Origin of the sequence: Paenibacillus terrigena DSM 21567, assembly GCF_000374845.1 — a bacterium.
GTDB lineage: Bacteria > Bacillota > Bacilli > Paenibacillales > Paenibacillaceae > Paenibacillus_K > Paenibacillus_K terrigena.
Genome location: NZ_KB895413.1, coordinates 167,820 through 184,785, shown reverse-complemented (window position 1 = coordinate 184,785; position 16,966 = coordinate 167,820). Strand labels below are relative to the sequence as shown.

At 44.5% G+C, this 16,966-nt stretch carries 10 protein-coding genes; all 10 read right to left on the bottom strand.

Annotation, left to right across the window (positions count from 1 at the left end; all coding sequences use genetic code 11):
* Positions 1-123 precede the first annotated feature (123 nt).
* The 10 genes from C558_RS0104775 to adhE all read right to left on the bottom strand — a co-directional run bounded on the left by C558_RS0104775 (position 124) and on the right by adhE (position 16,808).
* The gene (locus C558_RS0104775; RefSeq protein WP_018755096.1) at positions 124-2,325 is read right to left on the bottom strand and encodes a stalk domain-containing protein; all 2,202 of its coding nucleotides are present in this window, start codon (positions 2,323-2,325) and stop codon (positions 124-126) included.
* 164 nt (positions 2,326-2,489) lie between these two features.
* A complete protein-coding gene (locus C558_RS0104770) occupies positions 2,490-4,115 on the bottom strand; it encodes a glycoside hydrolase family 3 protein (protein ID WP_018755095.1) in 1,626 nt (541 codons plus the stop codon).
* A complete protein-coding gene (locus C558_RS0104765) occupies positions 4,115-5,710 on the bottom strand; it encodes a response regulator transcription factor (protein ID WP_018755094.1) in 1,596 nt (531 codons plus the stop codon). The genes C558_RS0104770 and C558_RS0104765 overlap by 1 nt, the downstream gene beginning before the upstream one ends.
* A complete protein-coding gene (locus C558_RS0104760; protein ID WP_018755093.1) occupies positions 5,685-7,523 on the bottom strand; it encodes a histidine kinase in 1,839 nt (612 codons plus the stop codon). Before C558_RS0104760 ends, C558_RS0104765 begins: the two co-directional genes overlap by 26 nt.
* 21 nt (positions 7,524-7,544) lie before the next feature.
* A complete protein-coding gene (locus C558_RS0104755; RefSeq protein WP_040674470.1) occupies positions 7,545-8,372 on the bottom strand; it encodes a carbohydrate ABC transporter permease in 828 nt (275 codons plus the stop codon).
* A 2-nt stretch (positions 8,373-8,374) separates the two neighbouring features.
* The gene (locus tag C558_RS0104750; protein ID WP_018755091.1) at positions 8,375-9,259 is read right to left on the bottom strand and encodes a carbohydrate ABC transporter permease; all 885 of its coding nucleotides are present in this window, start codon (positions 9,257-9,259) and stop codon (positions 8,375-8,377) included.
* Positions 9,260-9,372: 113 nt separating this feature from the next.
* A complete protein-coding gene (locus C558_RS0104745; RefSeq protein ID WP_018755090.1) occupies positions 9,373-10,758 on the bottom strand; it encodes an extracellular solute-binding protein in 1,386 nt (461 codons plus the stop codon).
* 194 nt (positions 10,759-10,952) lie between these two features.
* On the bottom strand, positions 10,953-11,699 hold the full coding sequence (gene pflA, locus C558_RS0104740; protein WP_018755089.1) for a pyruvate formate-lyase-activating protein: 747 nt from the start codon (positions 11,697-11,699) through the stop codon (positions 10,953-10,955).
* 58 nt (positions 11,700-11,757) lie between these two features.
* A complete protein-coding gene (gene pflB / locus C558_RS0104735; protein WP_018755088.1) occupies positions 11,758-14,022 on the bottom strand; it encodes a formate C-acetyltransferase in 2,265 nt (754 codons plus the stop codon).
* Between the two features lie 173 nt (positions 14,023-14,195).
* Positions 14,196-16,808, bottom strand: coding sequence for a bifunctional acetaldehyde-CoA/alcohol dehydrogenase (adhE, locus tag C558_RS0104730; protein WP_018755087.1), 2,613 nt, complete (start codon positions 16,806-16,808; stop codon positions 14,196-14,198).
* Between the last annotated feature and the right edge of the window lie 158 nt (positions 16,809-16,966).

Here is a 16,966-nt window from a genome sequence, read left to right as displayed (position 1 = left end):
TCCATCCTCTAATAATGCAACATTATCGAACACCCGTCAATCGAACCCCATTGGGCTCTGAATTCCGTACAAAAAAAAACCGTGAAGCCCTTCAAACGAAGGACCTCACGGTCGTGGGTAAACTTAGGATTGTGGTTGCTGTGCCAATGGTAAGAACAGCATGCTTACAGGCAAGTTACTACCGGATACAGGTGTGAAGAGAATCGTTACCGTCTCCTCTGCGCTTCCTGTACGATAGACCACACTCGCATCATTGCTGTTCACGAGCGTTCCATTGCTAGGTGCTTCTGTCATTTGCCCATTAACGACGAAAATTCCTTTGTAGATGCCGCCACGTGGGTTGAATGCGATCAACGTGTTCGGTGCAACATGGTTGAGTCGGATCGTGTACATCACACCGTAGTTCCCCATATTGATGCTCGGCATGCCGTTCGTATTATCAATACCGTTCAGATACAAATCATCATTGTTATCTGCTAGTGAAATACGGGAAGGCTTATCACCAACGACTTGATTGAGCTCGATCAGACGATTCGCATTCTCATAAGTACCACGGATATGAATATTATCGCGATTTAGCAACGTTAAGCTTGGCAAAGTCTTCAAAATGTCTTTGTTGCTTGCTACGGCTGCAACTTGATAAGTCACTTCCGAATCCGAGCTCACATCCCCCATTAAGCTGACGACATGACCTGGCTTCATCGCTTGCGCGCTAAGCTCAGAGAAGATTACCTTCGTCTCACCTGGCTGCAACGTTGTTGTCTGACCAAGTGATCCACTATTTAGGGATTTGAAATAACGCTCTACAGAGGATTTACCTGTAAGGGATTCGTATTCATTCGGACCTGCAAATCCAACATCTTTCACAGTCACATTCGTTGGCATCGTGCCTGGGTTCGTAACAACGACATATACTTTCAAATTCTGATTTGAAATATTCTTATGATGAACGAGGAATCTCGCTTCACCTTGAATCGTATCGCGGAAGACAATCCCTTCCGTAGACAGACTCTCTGGACTGTTACTGCGAAGTAATGTCTGCTGAGAATCCGTCGAAGAGAATGGCGCTTTGGCAAGATCCAAAATATTATTTTTCTGTAATGTGAACTTCTCACCTACTGGTGTATATAACTTGAAGAAGTCATCATGCAAATACATCGTTTCATTGGTGATGGTAATGGTCTTCTGGTATTCACCAACTTGACCCAGACGGTCCGTTACGCGTAATGTAATTGTCTTCTCGCCTGGTTCGAAGAAACCGATAGATTTGTTCAACCATTCGGTTTTCGTAATCTGTCCTTCATCATCTGTACTCTCATCGGTAAACGTAATCAATTCACCCATTTTGTACGAATCTTTGTCCGTTGTGAACATCGCCACTGGCGGCAAGTTCTTCGGCTTGACTTCGATGGTTACGGAATAAGGCTCACTCCATACGCCATTTGCATTCATTACCCAATGGGTAATCGTGTGCGTCCCTGGCTCCATGAAGATGTTCTCATTGCCTTCCCAGCGATGCTGTACAATCTCTAGGCCACGCGGGTCTGAAGATTGATCCTTGTATGTCACAGACGTCTGCTCTGCGAATATTTCAGCAGGTGAGACTGTGAAATTCGCTGTTGGCGCGGAGTAGAGGTTCAACGTAATTTTCTTCGCTACATTATCTACGCTATAAGGGATATTTAATGCCTTTGTAATCGAAGTCAGTGGAACCATGAATACATCTTTTTGTTGGTAGGCATTACCGCTTGCTTTGTACGATTTGCCATTAATTGTGTATGCCGCACTATTCGTCTTGAAGCGAACTTCTTGCTGGCCGCTCTTAAGGATTGTCTCTTTCGTTACCGCGTCATACTTAACGATAAACCCAGCTTGCTCTGCGATCGATCGAAGCGCAATATAAGAAATCCCTTTCGTCACCGTTAAAGGTTGAAGTGCCAACACCTCTTGACCATTACGATACATTTTGTTGCTGTTCATCATCAGTACAAGCTGATCGTTCGTCTTCACCGATTGAACATCTGGATCAGGCGTTACTTCGCCCGTTGGGTTGGTAGGACTGGTTGGATTTGTTGGATTTGTTGGATTTGTTGGATTTGTAGGATCTACAGTACCACCCGGCTGCTGATTGTTTTCTGTTTCCGTTTCCGGCGTTACAGCCGATCCATCATTTGTCGAATTTTGCGTTGGGTTCTGCGATTTCTGCTGCGTATTATCGCCTTGTGTCGTACCTGGCGTCGTGCTTCCATCGGCAAATGCCGGCAAAGCAATGCATAATTGAGCGATAATAAATGTCGATATGAGTGCTGTTTTAAATACTTTCATAAAGAACTCCTTCTACACGTGTCTACATTTTTGTGAAGCGCCGTCGGCTTCTTTCCAAGTATATAGACGTTGAAAATTCAAGAAAGTTTCTTGATTATTAAAATATTATGAAAAGACCGACATCCGTTGTCCCATGGATATCGGTCTTTAGCCTCTATTATTGCCTAGTTAACTGCCATTCCAAACGAGTAATCAGGTGAAAGCGTCACAGGAAGTTTGCCTTGTGCAGCGATGTTACCCGTCAACACTTTGGCTAATGCTGCCATCGTCATGGGTCGATTCTCATAACAGCATACATAGCGCTTCACTTCAGGGAACTGATTCAAATCGTATGGGTTTCTAGTCGATGCGACGGTCAAGTTCACATTCGGTCTTGCAGCTATTTGTCGAACGATGGAGACTTGCCCTTCATGCAGTTCAGATACCGCGTTATATGTAACAACGACGATTTGTTCATAATCTGCAGCTAGTGCAAGCGCCGAAGCAATCTCCTCTGACGTTGGATGTGTACTCACACGAAATTCCTTCACATCCACCCCCAGCTCAGCCAATGCAGGCCCTAAGGTGTATGCTTGCTCAATCGGTTCGTCCACTTCGGTATGATGTCTCACTTCCGGCCAGATCACAAGCGTAGGTGCAGAAAGATCAAATGTTGGTTGATCTTCATCCTTCACAATCGTAATACTCTTCTCCGTAAGTTGACGGATCACTTTCTTGCTCTCAGGCGTTCCGAACTGCGCAGCAACCCCACCCGTTAATGGATGAATATCTGACATACGACGTTTTTCTTTGAGGGATAGAATACGTTCAACAGAAGCATTAATTTGCTCTTCGGATAGACGGCCCGATTGCACCGCTTGCATCAAGGCTTCAATTGCAGCAACTTGCTCCTCCAGCGTATGGCTGACAAGGACAATATCTGCACCGCCTTCAATCGCCATCACTGCGCCTTCCGCAACACCGAATTCTTTGGAAATCGCATGCATTTCGAGACAATCCGTAACGATAACACCATCATATTTGAGCTCAATTCGAAGTAAGTCATGAAGCACTTTGCGAGATAACGTGGCAGGAATCTCTCCAGGCTCGAATGCTGGGAACATAACATGTGCCGTCATAATCATATCCACACCAGCTTGAATCGCACGAATGAACGGCGCAAGCTCAAGCTGCATGAGACGCTCACGATCATGAGGTACGGAAGCCAATCCATAATGTGAATCGACAGCGGTATCACCATGTCCCGGGAAATGTTTGGCTGTTGCCACAACATCCGAAGATTGATAGCTTTCAATGGTCGCAATGCCTAACTCGCTGACAAGTTCAGCGCTTTCTCCATAAGAGCGAACGCCAATGACGGGATTCTTCGGATTATTGTTAATATCGAGACTTGGAGCAAAATTCACATTGATCCCCATAAGGCGAAGTTCTTTTGCGCAAATCACAGCCGCTTCAAATGCGAGCTGCGCATCGCGCGCAGCGCCGATCGACATATTGCCTGGAACAAGGGTGACTTCATCGGTATCAATCCGCGCTACCATGCCGCCTTCTTGGTCGATACTAATAAAGAGCGGGATATCAGAATTCTTCTTGTTGAACTGCTGCAACGCATAAGAGAGGTCTGCCATTTGCTGAACGTTCGCATAATTGCGGCGGAAATAGATGACGCCACCAATATGATGTTTCTCAATTAACTGTTCGATATGCGCATCCGATGTGTAAGCATTGAATCCGCATATCACCATTTGACCGATTTTTTCTGCTAATGATAAATTCACTATTTTGCTCATTATTCTTCCGCCTTTCTCTCCCGATAATCTGAAGGGGTCATACCTGTGTACTTCTGGAATACTTTCGTGAAATATCGGCGTTCCATGTAACCAACAAGCGATCCAATCTGCGTGATGCTCTTATCGCTGATGACTAATAACGATTTAGCGAGCTCCATCCGCTGCTTCGTTAAATATTCGACGAAGGTCTCTCCGAAGTAATTTTTGAATAATAGACTAAAATAACTACAGCTAATGCCCAGATGATCTGCAATCTCATCAATTCCGATATCGGAACCTAGATTGCGTTGAATATAGTCCTTGGCCGAGATCATCAACAGTTCACTCGACTTCTTACTTGACGTTACATCAAGCGCACGGTTTACGAGCTCTGTAATGACGACGAGCAGCTCCTTCAGGCTTACTTTATACCTGAACTTCGCCCATACTTCTTCCTCTTCTGCAGCAGATAAGACGTCCATCTCTCGCATCTCCCGCAATAAATGAATGACGATGTAGTAGAAGAACTTCTCTGCCTGCGCAAGCGAATTATCTGCCGATACGATCAGACTGGTCTTCAGTTCGTGCAAGGACTTCTCAATTTTACCTCGATCACCATGCCGTAAGCCAGAGACGATCTCTTCAATCAATTCCCACTGAGAACCCGTAGGCTCTGTCTGACTCGGAACACTATCACCCACAGAGATAATCTGTTCTTGATCTGGATTGGTGAGCAGATATCGCTGAATATTCTTATAGGATAGAGCAAGCTCACGAATTAAGATAGGACCTCTATCATAACCGACACTCACGGTCATTTTGACGTTTTCTTTTACAGCCTTCTGCAGACAGGTTACCCACTTCTGAATCTCTTCCTTACTCACATGGAATGAATCATGGTAGAACTGAATGATGAGACACCATTCCCCTTCCCGGGTCTGTAATGCCGCATATTTCAAGTGGAATTCTTTGAGCGCATCCTGAAGCACATTACTCACAGCGAAGTTCCACAATTTCCGTTCATTATCATTCCAAGTCACCGATTTCACCGAATATTGATCCAAATCGACGATCATCACAACATACTCTAAATCCTCAATCCGCTGATCTTCATGGGAAATGAAATAATTCGCGTCTCCGTTCGAGTACCCCATGAGCACGTCGAACATCATTTTCTCATAGGCCAAGTCGATCATTTTGCCCCAGCGGCGCTCCGCCATCTGCTTCTCCATGCGAGCTGTTCGGATCATGCCGGCAATCCGTCTCACCACATCTTCCAAATTCTCATAATTGATTGGCTTCGAGATATAATCGCGCACCCCGTGCTGCAAGGCAACACGAGCATATTCAAACTCCTCATACCCCGTGAGCATCAAGACTTCACATTCCGTATCAATCTTCCGTAGCTCGCGCAAGAAGTTCAGTCCATCCATAACAGGCATCCGAATATCGCACAGGATCAGATCTGGCTGCTCTTGCTTCACAACCTCAAGCGCTTCAACACCGTTGCGTGCCAAAGCCACGATCTCGATATCCATCTCATCCCATGGAAGTACCATCTTCAAGTTGTTCAAAATGTGGATTTCATCATCAACGAGCATCGCTTTTAGCTTCATACACTTCACCTGGCCCATACTTCGGAATTCTGACTTGAATGGTCGTTCCTTGATTTTCTTCTGAACAGATATAGACACCATATCGATATCCGTATTGAATTCGAATACGATCTGCCACACTCCGCAGCCCCAGGCCGCGGCGTTCATTCATCACGATATCTTGGCCTTCAGACGTGAGCGTATCATCATTTTTCATGTACTGAAATTTACGTAATTGCCGATTCGATATCCCAATCCCGTTATCTTGAATTGTGATCACAATATCGTCTCCCTCGACGTACCCTGTCACCTGTAGGAATCCTTGATGTGTGATCCCTTCAAATCCATGTTGAATGGAATTTTCGACGAGCGGCTGCAGCGTTAACTTAAGAATCATCGAGTTCAAGACTTCATTAGGCATCTGAATATCGAAATTGAACAATTCATCGAATCGGAACTTCTGAATCTCTAGATAACTGCGCAGATGCTCGATTTCCTGGGAAATCAAAATCTCTTCTTTATCCTGAATGCTAATCCGCAAAATATTGCCAAGACGATAGACCATCTGGCTAACCTTGCGTCCTTCATTCTGTATCGCCAGCACGTTAATCGATTCGAGGGTATTGAATAAGAAGTGTGGCTTGATCTGCGCTTGCAGCACTCGGAGCTCCGCTTGTGCTTTATGCTTCTGCTCTGTCTTCACCTCTTCGAACAGGTTATTCACCTGGCTGATGAGGCTGTTGAATCCTTTCGAAAGTAAAAACAATTCATCATTACCCTCTTCATCTACACGAGCAGACAAATCTCCATTCTCCACCCGGCGCATGAACCGCACAATACGAATGATCGATTTCGTAATCCGATTCATGAATAACCAGAAGAAGAGGAATGCGGCAAGTAAACTAATGAAAAGAATCCCAACAACCCATTTCAGGAAGATCCCCATATCTTGCGAGAGCGAGTTCCAAGATGTCGTGGATACGAGGTACCACTGCTTATCCTTCAACTTATTCACAGAGACAACGCTCTCATGGTGATTAAAATCATCACGATAGCTTTGGTAGCTGGAATTGAATTTCATCGGCTTACCGAGAAACGGGTTAATATTTTTGCCGTTGTATTGTTCTTGTGTGTCATAGAGAATTAACCCGTCTTCATTCACGAGAAAAAAGCGGGTGTCTTCTAAATTTTTACTATAGCGGAAGTCATTAAAAATGCGCTCAATCTCCCAGTTCTTAATCTGAGTAATCAGCACACCGATATTTTTCATCGTCGTTAATTCTTTGACCATCCGAATTTGCGTGAACACAGGATCCGCACCTGTAATCTCTTTGTATTCATACGGACCGACCCATTTGGGCGCTCCGTTCAGTTCGACAACCTCTTGATATAACGGTTCGCGCTTGAATCTAGCAAAAGGCAACGCTGTAAAGTTCTCTTTCGTAAAGATCGAAGCGATCGTCGCATCCTTGAGATTATAAGCAAAGGCAAAGCTAATCGTCGGATGGCTGAAGAGATTGACGCGGAAGTTTCGTTGATTCTCATTCAGCTTCAGCTGCTTGGCATCCGATAGATCAAGTTCACGGGAATTGACCGCACCGATGGCGGTCTGAACCACATTCCCTGCGATCCCATTCTCCGTGACCTTGTCCATTTCACTGAAGACGAACTGAATGTTCTGGCTAATCGCCTTGAGTGAGAATTCTGCTTGTTGACTATACTTCTTCTCTATCAAATCGAAAGTGACGAAATAAGTGATAACCCCTACGAGAACGAGCGGGATAATGATGAGCGTTATAAATGCTGTAAATAATTTAAGTCTTAAATTCATCATCCTAATCCCACTCTCCTCCGGTTACCCCTTCACACTACCAGCCGTAACCCCTTCGATAATCTTCTTTTGTAGTACAGCATAGATGACCATAACCGGCACGACACTATAGACGATACCCGCCGACATCTGCGCATAGTTCGATTGATACGCATCTCGGAATTGAACCATACCGGTCGGAAGCGTTCTAAGCTCATCATTCGAGATGAAATAGTTCGATAGTAAGAACTCGTTCCAGTTCCCTAGGAAGTTCACGATAAATACCGTTACAATCGCGGGAATCGTGAGTGGCAACACCATTTTAGCAAAGATACCGCCAACGCTCAACCCGTCCACGACAGCCGCTTCTTCAATCTCGGAAGGGATGGACTTCATGAACTGCGCCATAATGATGACCGTGAATGGAATCGCATTTGCAACATAAGGAATAATGAGTGCCAAATGCGTATTCAGAACGTTCATTTTCTGCATCAATAAGTAGATCGGCAGCATCAACGATGTATTCGGAATTAGCATACCAAGTAGGATCAACTGGAATAGTAGCAAGCTAATTTTACCGAAGCGCATCCGTGTCACTGCAAAGGACATCATCGCTCCAATAAGTATCGTAATACAGGAAGATAGAACTGCAATGTACAAGCTGTTAAGGAAATACACGTTGATCTTCGCATTGACCCATGCCGTTACGTAGTTGTCCCATACGAAATGCTCTGGCAGACCGAATGGACTTAACGCAATCTCGGAGTTATTGAGTTTGAAGGATGAGAAGACAACGAAAAGAAACGGGAACAAAATGATGAGCAAATAGCCCATTAGGACGATGTGGTTAATACTTTTCTTCAATGCTCTCATCATTAGTATTCAATCCTTTCGCTCCGTCTCGCAATCAAGACTTGATACAAGACCGTCAGAATCATTGTAAATACGAAAATGATGACCGAAATCGCATTACCGTATCCATATTTGAAGTTCGTGATTGCATATTTGATCATATATGTCGCCATAACGTCCGTCGATCCTGCTGGACCGCCTTTTGTCATAACGATAATAATATCCGCTGCTTTCATTGCACCTGCGATCGAGAGCATAATAACAACCGATACAACCGGCATAATCAGCGGCATTGTTATTTTCATCGCTCGTTGGTACCCTGTCGCTCCATCAATTTCTGCCGCTTCATCTAGATCTTTAGGAATCGAGAGAATGGCAGCGAGCACCATAATAATGTAGAATCCAGTCCACTGCCATCCATTCGTGATCAAGATCGATAGCATGGCAAACTTCGGATCACCTAACCAGTCAATCGCTTCAGCACCGAAGAACCCTAGAATCTTGTTAAATAAACCAACATCATAGTTGTAGATAAAGCCCCATAGAATACCGATGACCGCCGTCGACATTACCGTTGGCATAAATACAGCCGTTTTGTACAAAGATTTAAATCGCTTCACGTTCGCAATCATCAAGGAACTAATGACGATAATGGGAACCTGAATGAAGCAAGAGAAAAGAATAAAATATCCGTTATTCTTCACTGCGTTCCAGAACGTCTCATCGGTTAATGCTTTCGTATAGTTCTTGATTCCCCAGAATTTCAAATGATCTGAAACACCGTTCCAATTCGTCAGACTGTAATATACAGCATTAATTAGCGGGTAGATAAAAAACATTACAAATAACACTAGGGCCGGAATAACAAAGAGCGCGTATATATAAGGGTTTCTCATCGCTTTGTTCATAACAGTATCCGCTCCATCCTCCAAAAAAATTGTAAATCGTCGTGTCAAAAAGTGAAAAGGGGCGCCACCAGTCAAGTAGCGGGTGGCGCCCTTCTTATCAACACATTCTAGAATTATTCAGCCGAAGCGTTGGCTTCTTCTTGAACTTTTTGAATGGCTTCTGCTGCTTTCTCAGGTGTTGTTTGGTTTCCGATCAGTTTCTGGATCTGAACGCCAATTTCAGTATTCACGTCTGCTGGTACGATCGAATCAAATGCTGCGTAAGAAATATTTACATGTGTCAATACACCAGCGATTTCTTTCATTAATGGATCTTTAACCGATGCATCAACTTTTGTTTGATCTACTTTCATCGAAGGCAATACGCCGTCTTCAACCAAGCCGCGGATTTGCATATCTTCGTTGTACAAGTTTTTGATGAACGCTTTAACAGCTGCTAATTTTTGCGGGTCTTTCGCAACTTCAGCGGAGAAGCCATAACCGTTGTTCACGTCTTGCATCAAGGAAGTTTGGTCCCCTTTACCGTTCGTGAAAGCAGGAAGATTGAAGAATCCAACTTTACCGACCAACTTCCCACCGTCTTGACCTTCTTTGAACAAGACAGACGCCCAAGTCCCGTCGAACATCATGACAGCATCACCATTGAAGAATTGTGTGCGCATATCAGCGTACTCAAGTCCGAGCTCGCCTTTTTTGAAGTAGCCTTTGTCTACCCAATCTTTATGTGTTTTGAACGCTGCAACAACGTCAGCATCTGTCCATTTTGCATCGCCTGTGTTGAATTTCTCTGTTACATCCGAACCAGCTGTACGTGACCATAGGTTGTTCGTGATCATTAGCGGTACCCAAGATGCTTTGGACCCAGCTGCTAATGGAATTTTTCCATCCTTTTTGATTGTCTCAAGCAAGGTTTGGAATTCATCGAATGTTCCAGGTATTTTCAAGCCTTTTTGCTCGAAGTATTCTTTGTTATAGAATACTGCCTCAGCGGATGCACCGATTGGCAAACCGTATACTTTGCCATCAACTGTCCAAGGGCCTAAGTTCGTAAATTTATCTTTAATACCAAGCTCTTCAAGGATTGGCGTGATATCAAGCATTTTTCCTGCTTTAGCATATGTTTTTGCATCTGGGCTACCGAATGCATCGAAGATATCAGGTACGCTGCCGGATGCCATTTCGCCTCTAAGTTTTTCTTTACGGTTAACGTCGGAGTCAACGCCATCTAATTTGAAAGTAAGGCCTGGGACTTCACCTTGTGTCTTCTCTACAACTTCTTGAAGCATTTTAAAGCGAGTTTTCTTTTGCTCCCCGACTTGTGTATGACGGATTGTCATTTCGAACGGCTTCGCTTGTTCTGGCTCTTTAGCTGGTTCGGTCGTTGTTGTGTTATTATCCGTTGTCGCAGGTTTTTCTTCTGCTGTTTTGGATCCACAGCCTGCTAGCGCGATCGAAGCAACGAACACGAATGTCAGTAACATCAATAGACTTTTCTTCATTTAGAAGACCCTCCCAAAAACTTTTATTTGTTTGCTACACCTTTATTATAGGTCTTACTGCTTATTATGTAAGGACGTCATTTCGATGATCGAGGGATAAAATCATCTACAGTCCAAAATCCATTAGATAAAATGACAACAAAAAGAACTGTCAATTTCTAGGATTAGAAATCAACAGTTCTTTATTCAAAACTTTATATTTGGACCGTTTTACCTTCTTGTTTTCCTTGCTCGATCAACCGGTACGCCTGCTGGACTTCATCTTCTGTCGGAGAAGGTACACCTTGTAGCGGGTATTCCCGTCCAAGCTGTTCCCACTTATAAATCCCCATCTGATGATATGGCAGAATCTCGAATTTCTCGACATTCTTAAGCGTGCCGATGAATCGACCCAGGTTCAACAAGTCATTCTCATCATCATGGATGCCTGGTACGAACACATGTCGGATCCAGACTTTCTTCCCATGATCAGATAACCAACGTGCCGTCTTAAGCGTATGCTCAACGGATTGCGAAGTCAGCTTCATATGCTTCTCGGGGTCAATGTGCTTGATGTCGAGTAACACGAGATCGGTTACTTCCATCAAATGCTCCATACGTTCCGATTCGGGATCATTGAATCCATTCGAGTCCAGTGTCGTATGCAGATCCCACCGCTTCTTCACTTCTCGGAACAAGGCCGCAACGAAGTCCGCTTGCAATGTTGGTTCTCCTCCGGAGACGGTTAGTCCGCCCCCAGAGTTTTTGTAGTACGGGATATATGGCTCAATTTCTTTGATGATATCTTCAATCGTAACATGCTTGCCTTCGGATGTATCCCATGTATCGGGATTATGGCAATACTGACATTTCATCGCACAGCCCTGCATGAATAACACGAAACGAATACCTGGTCCATCAACGGTGCCAAAAGTTTCTAGTGAATGAATACGTCCCTCCACTCGCTTCACGCATCCTCTCTGCAATGCACTGTATAGCTATAACAGTTTGCTATTGATATTACATGGATCCATGGAACGTACGGTTAATAACGTCCATTTGTTGTTCTTTCGTCAACTTAATGAAGTTAACCGCGTATCCAGATACACGAATCGTAAGCTGCGGATAGTTCTCTGGATGTTCCATCGCATCAAGCAATTGCTCACGTGCGAATACGTTCACGTTCAAGTGATGCGCTCCACTGCCGAAGTAGCCATCCATCATGGATGTCAGGTTGGTTTTGCGTGACTCTTCGTCCTTACCAAGTGCTTTTGGCACGATCGAGAACGTATTGGAAATCCCATCAAGGCTGTGCTCATACGGTAATTTCGCTACAGAACTCAAGGAAGCAAGAGCACCTTTCTTATCGCGTCCATGCATTGGGTTCGCACCCGGTGCAAATGGCTCGCCCGCTTTACGACCATCTGGTGTAGTACCTGTTTTCTTACCGTATACAACGTTCGAAGTGATCGTCAGAACGGATTGTGTTGGCAAGGAATCACGGTATGTTTTGTGCTTACGAATCATACCCATGAATGTCTCAACAAGCTCGATCGCAATGGAGTCAACGCGATCATCATTGTTACCATAGTTCGGGAATTCGCCTTCCACTTCGAAGTCAACGGCAATCCCGTTCTCGTTACGAATTGGGCGAACTTTCGCATATTTAATCGCACTTAGGGAATCGGCAACAACCGACAATCCTGCGATACCGCAAGCCATGGTGCGAAGAATGTCTTTATCATGAAGCGCCATCTCAATACGCTCGTAAGAGTATTTGTCATGCATGAAGTGAATGATGTTGAGAGTGTTGACATACAACTTCGCAAGCCATTCCATCACATTGTGATAACGTTTCATGACTTCCTTGTAGTCTAATACTTCAGATGTGATACGCGGGAATTCTGGGGAAACTTGAGCACCAGATTTCTCGTCTACACCGCCATTGATCGCATATAGTAATGCTTTGGCAAGATTGGCACGTGCGCCGAAGAATTGCATTTGTTTACCAATACGCATTGCAGATACGCAACATGCGATACCGTAGTCGTCACCGAAGTATGGACGCATCAAATCATCATTCTCGTACTGGATGGAGCTCGTTTCGATCGAAGCTTTTGCACAATATTTTTTGAAGCCCTCTGGCAATTTCGTCGACCATAATACCGTTAAGTTTGGCTCTGGAGCAGGACCTAGGTTGTACAATGTGTGCAAGAAGCGGAAGCTGTTACGAGTAACACGTGTCTCGCCATTCACACCCATACCACCGATGGATTCTGTTACCCACGTTGGGTCACCACTGAACAATTCGTTATAATCTGGTGTACGCAAGAATTTAACGATACGCAATTTCATAACGAAATGGTCAACCAATTCTTGTGCTTGTTCTTCGGTCAACGTACCTTCTTGAAGGTCGCGCTCGACATAAATATCTAGGAAAGATGAACAACGCCCTAAGGACATCGCTGCACCATTTTGTTCTTTAATCGCTGCAAGGTATCCGAAATACAACCATTGGAACGCTTCTTTCGCATTCATAGCTGGCTTCGAGATATCTAATCCGTGCATTTCACCCATTTTCTTCAGCTCGCCCAATGCGCGAATTTGTTCGGAAATTTCTTCACGGTCACGGATAACATCCGACGTCATGGAATCAAGTTCCAAGTTCTTTAGGTCTTGTTGTTTTTGCTTGATCAAGAAATCCACACCATATAAGGCAATACGGCGATAGTCACCGATAATCCGTCCACGGCCGTAAGCATCAGGCAAGCCTGTAATAATACCCGCTTTACGCGCTGCTCTCATCTCCGATGTATAGGCATCGAATACACCTTGGTTATGTGTTTTGCGAATTTCTGTGAACATGTGGATGATCTCTTGCGGCAATTCGAAGCCGTATGCTTTACATGCATCAATCATCATTTTAATGCCGCCAAATGGTTGGATCGAACGTTTAAAAGGCTCATCCGTTTGAAGTCCGACGATTTGCTCTTTATCTTTATCTAAATAACCAGGGCCATGGGATACGATCGTTGAAGGATGATTCACATCTACATCCAGCACGCCGCCATTCGCGATTTCTTTTTTCGTAAGTTCGGATACGATCTTCCAAAGGGCCGTTGTATTCTCTGTAGGGCCTGCCAAGAAAGCTTCGTCACCAAGGTAAGGCGTAATGTTCAGACCGATAAAGTTATTTACATTTACCTCTCTGCTCCATTTACCGTCTTTAAATCCACGCCATCCGTTTTGTTGTTTGTCCATAACTTCTTTTTCGATCACCGACATCGAAATCCCTCCGTTATTTCTATTTTCGCCGCTCATCGGAGCAGCTGGCAATACTTTGTAACTTTTTTCACTATCTCGTTACATCCTTATTCTAGCGCATTTATTACAATAGAGGTGTGACATTCATCACACCTCTACGCATCCAATTCCTACATCAGAGAAATCGTAAAACTTTATTCAAATTTACCGTAGAAGGCATTGCGATAGACATCTGCAAGCTCGGTTACAAGCGGCAATTTCGGATTGGCTGTTGTACATTGATCTTCAAATGCACGATCTGCCAAATAATCAACCCGCGATTCAAAATCCTTCGCATCGAAACCAATCGCTTGGAACGATTCAGGAATATCTAATTTTCTGTTCAGATCACGGATTGCATTGATCAAGCTATTGACGCCTTCTTCCGTCGTCTTCGCTGGCAATCCTAGAATACGCGCGATTTCTGCGTAGCGCTCATCCGCTACGAAATGGTTATATTTCGGGAACGAGGAGAACTTCGTCGGTTTCTTCGCATTATAACGGATGACATGCGGCATCAAGATCGCATTTGTACGTCCATGTGCTGTATGGTATTGACCGCCCCATTTATGCGCCAAGCTGTGGTTAATGCCTAAGAATGCATTCGCGAAGGCCATCCCTGCAATCGTCGAAGCATTATGCATTTTCTCACGCGCAGTTGGGCAAGCTTCGTTGGCAGATTTCTCCAAGTATTGGAATACCAGCTGGATCGCTTTGATCGCAAGACCATCGGTAAAATCGCTCGCCATCACGGATACATAAGCTTCAATCGCGTGCGTTAATACGTCCATACCTGTATCAGCAACAGCTACTCTAGGCAAAGAGTATACGAACTCTGGATCGACAATCGCTACGTCTGGCGTTAACTCGTAGTCTGCCAAAGGATACTTCGTATTGCCTTTTTCTTTATCCGTAATAACCGCGAACGATGTTACTTCCGAACCTGTACCTGAAGTCGTCGGAATCGCAACGAATTTCGCTTTTTGTCCGAGACGTGGGTATTTGTAGATCCGTTTGCGGATATCCATGAACTTCTGTTTCAAATCGTTGAAGTCGGTATCAGGGTATTCATAGAACAACCACATGCCTTTCGCAGCATCCATCGGCGATCCACCACCAAGTGCAATAATGCAGTCTGGTTGGAAGCTGTTCATGAGCGCTGTTCCGCGTTCAACCGTTTCTGTCGATGGATCTGGCTCAACATCCGAGAAGATCTCAATGGCAACTGGTGTTTGGCGTTTACGCAAATAATGTTCTACTTTATCAACATAACCAAGCTTCACCATCATTGGATCCGTTACGATCAAGACGCGGCTAATATCCGGCATTTTCTCAAGGTATTGTGTACTTCCTTTTTCAAAATAAATTTTATCCGGTACTTTGAACCATTGCATATTCACGGTACGATGCGCCACCCTTTTCACGTTAATGAGATTGACTGCTGTAACGTTCGAGGATGTCGAGTTACGTCCGTAAGATCCACAACCAAGCGTGAGCGATGGCATGTTCGTATTATAGATATCCCCGATTGCCCCGTGTGTCGATGGAGAGTTAACAATAATCCGACCTGTCTGCAGACGATCTGCGAATCGTGCAATCACATCTTGGTCGTTCGAATGGATCGCTGACGAGTGGCCCATACCGCCGAATGCGACAACTTCTGCTGCGCGATCGATACCTGCTTGAGCATCTTTAACCTTGTAGCAAGCAAGAACTGGACTTAATTTCTCAGCTGATAATGGATATTGCGTGCCTACACCTTCAAGCTCAGCGATCAAAATTTTAGTCCCCTCAGGAACCTTGATACCAGCCATCTCTGCAATTTTCGTTGCCGGCTGTCCAACAATGACGGGATTTACCGCACATTTGTCACCTTTCATCGCACTGCCTGTTAATTTCGCTGTTTCTTCTTTGGATAAGAAGTAACATCCATTATCTGTCATTATTTTCTTCACTTTATTATAAATCGGCTCTTCAATGATCACGGCTTGCTCCGAAGCACAGATCATACCGTTATCGAATGTTTTGGAGAGAATAAGGTCGGTAACTGCTTGTTCAATATTCGCTGTTTTCTCGATAAATGCTGGCACGTTACCCGGTCCAACACCAAGTGCTGGTTTGCCGCAGCTGTATGCCGCCTTCACCATGCCTGATCCGCCAGTTGCTAAGATAAGCGCAACATCTGGGTGATGCATCAACGAATCTGTTGCTTCCATGGAAGGGAACTCGATCCATTGAATACAATTTTTCGGTGCGCCATGCGCGATTGCTGCATCACGTAGAATACGAGCGGCTTCAACGCTGCATTTCTGAGCGGATGGATGGAATCCAAAAATGATCGGGTTACGTGTTTTAATCGAGATCAGAGCCTTGAACATGGTTGTTGATGTCGGGTTAGTTACTGGCGTAATCCCCATCACAATCCCGACAGGTTCAGCAATCTTCTGGAAATTATCGAATGAGTTGTCTTCGATCACGCCAACCGTTTTATCATATTTAATACTGTGGTAAATGTACTCTGTAGCAAAGATGTTCTTCGTAATTTTGTCTTCGTATACGCCACGTCCTGTTTCTTCCACGGCCATTTTAGCAAGTGGCATATGCTGATCCAGTCCTGCGAGCGCCATCGCCTGAACGATGGAATCGATCTGCTCCTGGTTAAATCCCATGAACTCGTCAAGCGCTGCTTTCGCGTTCATTACGAGGGAATTGATGTGCTCTTGCACAGTAGGTACAGTTTTTTCTGCTTTTGTCTCTTTAACTGCCATGGTTCTCCATCCTCCATTTAAACTTCATATATTTTACAATTCCGCTTACAAATTGATCATAACATATTGTTTCCCGATTATCTACGTGAAATTATTCACAAAGTGTGAACATATTGTGAAACAAATCACAATATCACTGTTTTCAATGTGCGCTCACT

What these genes read in the sequence shown, in the direction of transcription:
- C558_RS0104775 (WP_018755096.1), bottom strand. Translation starts at nt 2,325, where the DNA reads ATGAAAGTATTTAAAACAGCACTCATATCGACATTTATTATCGCTCAA.
- C558_RS0104770 (WP_018755095.1), bottom strand. Translation starts at nt 4,115, where the DNA reads ATGAGCAAAATAGTGAATTTATCATTAGCAGAAAAAATCGGTCAAATG.
- C558_RS0104765 (WP_018755094.1), bottom strand. Translation starts at nt 5,710, where the DNA reads ATGAAGCTAAAAGCGATGCTCGTTGATGATGAAATCCACATTTTGAAC.
- C558_RS0104760 (WP_018755093.1), bottom strand. Translation starts at nt 7,523, where the DNA reads ATGATGAATTTAAGACTTAAATTATTTACAGCATTTATAACGCTCATC.
- C558_RS0104755 (WP_040674470.1), bottom strand. Translation starts at nt 8,372, where the DNA reads ATGAGAGCATTGAAGAAAAGTATTAACCACATCGTCCTAATGGGCTAT.
- C558_RS0104750 (WP_018755091.1), bottom strand. Translation starts at nt 9,259, where the DNA reads ATGAACAAAGCGATGAGAAACCCTTATATATACGCGCTCTTTGTTATT.
- C558_RS0104745 (WP_018755090.1), bottom strand. Translation starts at nt 10,758, where the DNA reads ATGAAGAAAAGTCTATTGATGTTACTGACATTCGTGTTCGTTGCTTCG.
- pflB (WP_018755088.1), bottom strand. Translation starts at nt 14,022, where the DNA reads ATGTCGGTGATCGAAAAAGAAGTTATGGACAAACAACAAAACGGATGG.
- adhE (WP_018755087.1), bottom strand. Translation starts at nt 16,808, where the DNA reads ATGGCAGTTAAAGAGACAAAAGCAGAAAAAACTGTACCTACTGTGCAA.